Genomic DNA, 3,773 nt, shown 5'->3' on the forward strand with positions numbered 1-3,773 from the left:
GGGCGGTAGTCAAGATCGTACATGCGCGCCAGTTTGCGGCCGTTGCCATACGTCCAGCCGGAGGATGGCCCAAACGGGTGGTAGGTCGCTCCGCTTAGCAGACGTTGGCGGCTGCCGCCTTGTGCAGTCACCCCAACCTCGGTCGTCTGGCCTTGCGCGTTGCGGACATAATCGACCGTGGTGCCGTCCGGGTAGACCATCGACCGCAGGCGGCCGCCAGGTGTGTAGTCGTAGCGCAACACCAACACCTTGCCATTGACCGTCTGCACCTTGCGCATCACCTCGCCGAAGCGGTTGTAGCAGTACTGGGTGGTACCGCTGCCATCCTGGAGCCTGGCCAGGCGCCCGACGGTGAACGTCTCACCGCTGGCGCACACGCTCTGCGTGACGTCATAGGTATAGCTGACATTGAAGGCGGCGGTTGGGTAGCTGATGCTCAGGACACGGTTGAGCGCATCGTAGGCGTAGGTGGCCGTGACACCGCGTGCATCGGTCTGGGTGGCGCGGTTGCCGGCGCTGTCGTAGGTATAGCTGGTGACGCCGGTGTCCGGGCTGGTCAGTTTCAGGGTGTCGCCAAAGCCGTTGTACGTGTAGCGCGTGTCCAAACGTTTAGGGTCCTTGACCTGCAACGGGCGATCCTGCGTGTCGTAACCCACGTTGGTTTCGGCCTTGATGCCATCGACATCCTGCAACGTGCGCGCAAGCCGACCGAGCGGATCATGCTCTTGCAGCGTGCTACGGCCAAATGCGTCGGTGATCAAGCGCAGGTTGCCGTTTGCATCGTACGCATAGTCGGTGGGATTTGCGGCCGCATCCGCCTGCGTTTCCAGTTGGCCCAATTGATTGTAAATACGGCTCAAGCTGCGCTTGAGCGCACCCTGCGTGTCCTTGGTCTGCTCTTCCAGACGATTGCCAGCCTTATCGAGTACGTAATGGAGGGTGTTGCCCAGCGTATCGGTGACATCGGTGAGGCGTTGGGCCTGGTCGTAGACAAACGTGGCGTAGCTGCCATCGGGCTGGGTGATGCGCTTGACCAAGCCGCTGGGCCAATACTCGAACGTGGTGACGCGATTCTGCGCAGAAGCAGCGCCATGCACCGTGGTCGATGCCAGCCAACCACGCGGGTGGTAGCTGTAATCGGTCAGCACCCCGTTTTCGTCAACGGCAGAAAGAACGCGGCCCGCTGCGTCATAGCTCAGATTCTCCCGGATCTGGCCGCGGGCGTTGATGGTTTGCTTGAGGTCGCCCTTACGGTACAGGCACGGTCCGGTGCCGGTCTGGCACCCAGCGGCATCGATGGGGTAGTAGTTGTAGGTCGTACGGTCGTCGATATCCGTGCGCGGGCCATCGATGGACTTTAGTAAGCCAAGTACGGGACAGTCACTACCGGCAGTCACGTCGGCTGCCTCGCAGTAGTTCATACTGAGAACTCTAGTCTGACCACTTGCGACGTCGGTCGTGATGACTTGCTGCGGTTGCAGTCGCGCATTTCGGACATAGCCTACTTTCCTGTCACTTGATTGAACTGACATCAATCGATTGCTGTCGACAGCGGTGCGCGTACTTGTGATTCGCTGACTGGGTAAACCAGCCGCCTCGGTAATCGTATGCACATTGACTTGCACGCCAGCATCCGCAAGTTCGGCATATGCGTGTTGCGTGATCACCCCGGCACGATCGGTGGATGCTCTCAAGCGCCGACGAAAATCAACACCTGCGTCCAGATAGTCGCTGCTGAGGGTACCTGCGCTGTCGGTGACGTCATCTATTTTTCTAGGACCTGCGGAACGCTGGCCCAGCGTATATGTCGTCTGTTTTCCCAACGCGTCGGTTACAACGGTGGCGCCATCGGTGTAATCAAGCGTCACACCGTCTGCGCCGTCGTGATGCTGGCTCGACGCAACACGCCCCGTAGCGTTGTAGGCGAATGTGCTGTAGCGCATTCCATCTTCCGCAACTACGCCAGTCAGATAACGGTAAAAATTGACGTCTTCATACAGATACGACCTGACCCGGCCGTCCGCGTAGGTCACGCTCTGCAGCACCGCGCTGTCCGGGAAAGTGTCAGAGTAAGCGTAGGTAGCCAACGCAACTCCGTCCAGCGCAACTCGAATAAGCTGGGCATAACGGGAGCCATCAGCGTAGTTAAAAACCAACTTGCGTCCGGTCGAGTGCGTGATCGATTCCAACCTCGAGGATCGATCGTACGCGTATCGAAGATAAGTACCGTCGTCCTTCGACACCAAGCCCAACGCGCCTGTAGCATCAAATTCCGAAACCGCATCCGACCTAAAAAGCTTCCACCCGTTGGCTATTTTCTCAAGCCGATCCCCAGAGCCATCGGAAGCAATAAAAGAATTTCCGACTGATTTGAAATTACGTTGAAGCCCGTTTCCTTCAGCAAGTATTGCGTGAGAGCCACTTGAAGAAACACTGATTTCATGTGAGTTGAACCAGCCCGCCCCAAGGTTCGATCGCCGTCCAACCTGCGAGGACCGGAACGTTCGAACGAGACGTATCCATCCAAGATCGAAGTCCTGTTCAGGCTGCGACTTTTCTCCAGTCTTTACGTCGCAAGGGTTACCAACCGAACACGTGTCCTCCAAGGAGGGTCCAGTCAAATAGGCAAATATCTCCAGATTTACACAGGCCTGATAATCGTCATTCCAGTTTGTATACACGGGACACAATAGCCTGCGAGTGCGATTACCGATCCCAGCGTGCTCTATGGGGAAACACGTTCCGTCATAAAGAATTACATTCGATGTGATGTCAAAATTTCTTGACTCGTAACGACCCTCGAACTCAGCTGAATATGGCGTCCATTCGCCTGCAGGTTTCAGCGAAACCTTGCCACATTCATTCAATTCACCATAGAAGGACTGAAGACGTGCAACCATCTCAGCTTCAGTTGCGTAAGAGCCATCTACTGCAGAGAACGTCCATTCGGGATCGGAAGGTTGATCGTTACCAAGCCAGTATGTGAGCGTGACTGTCTGGTCTTCGTTTGTTTTTGTTTCTTTCACGTGCGTAGCTAAACGATACGCATACTCTGCATCGCTGGGGCCAGCGATCTGCGCCATGGCCTCAGTTGCACGATGTTGATTGTCGAAAGCGCCAATAGTTGTCGTCGGAATTTCTGGATGCTTGGCAGCAAGCGTCCACTCTTGCTTGATCTCCTGTGCGTAGACTCCGCAGACAGTGGTCAGCAACAACGCGCAAGCGTAACGACGCAGCCGCAGGGGCTTCAGAACTTCCATGTCCTATTCCTTCAAGTTTTGGCAGCTGGCGACGCTGCAGACGGCATCAAGATGCCGCAGCTAAAAATCGTCGTTATCATCTCCCGCAGAAATTGTCTTCGTCAAGCCTTATTGATCGGCGTCAACTAGAAAGCATTCCTGCACGCGGCCACGGCGCGGCTGATGTGCTTTTCCACCGTCTTGATCGAGATGCCCATGGCTGCAGCTATTTGCGGCCGTCGATGCGGTTGAGGATGAGGCCTGGCGGCATTTGGGCGGTAGTGCGGGCAGCATGTGGGTGTATAGGTGCTGCAGGATGCGGCGAGCGTCGGCGATCTGGTCGACGTGGGCGCCGTTCGCGGCCAGTGGTGCGATCAGGTCCAATGCGACGTGGACGTTGGCGTGGCGGCGGTGGCGCGTGCGCCAATGCTTCAGCATCACCTTGTGGGCGATGCGGCGACGTCCCCCCGCCCTGAGTAGCGGCCAGGTTTAGAGTCCGGGGTTGATGATATCGATGTTGGCCAGCTGTTGGGC

At 57.0% G+C, this 3,773-nt stretch carries 2 protein-coding genes; both read right to left on the minus strand.

Annotated elements, in window-relative coordinates; translation table 11 throughout:
• Positions 1-3,260: DUF6531 domain-containing protein (locus ABQZ09_RS19815; protein WP_349777712.1), on the minus strand; the 3,260-nt coding region annotated here is incomplete at its 3' end.
• A gap of 108 nt (positions 3,261-3,368) precedes the next feature.
• Positions 3,369-3,677, minus strand: a complete 309-nt coding sequence (locus ABQZ09_RS19940; protein ID WP_503019498.1) for a hypothetical protein — start codon at positions 3,675-3,677, stop codon at positions 3,369-3,371.
• Positions 3,678-3,773: the final 96 nt, after the last annotated feature.

Source organism: Xanthomonas sp. WHRI 6106 (assembly GCF_040202405.1).
GTDB classification, from domain to species: domain Bacteria; phylum Pseudomonadota; class Gammaproteobacteria; order Xanthomonadales; family Xanthomonadaceae; genus Xanthomonas; species Xanthomonas cannabis.

Excerpts from the sequence above, each read along its gene's own strand:
- ABQZ09_RS19940 (WP_503019498.1), bottom strand. The coding sequence starts at position 3,677 with ATGCTGAAGCATTGGCGCACGCGCCACCGCCGCCACGCCAACGTCCAC.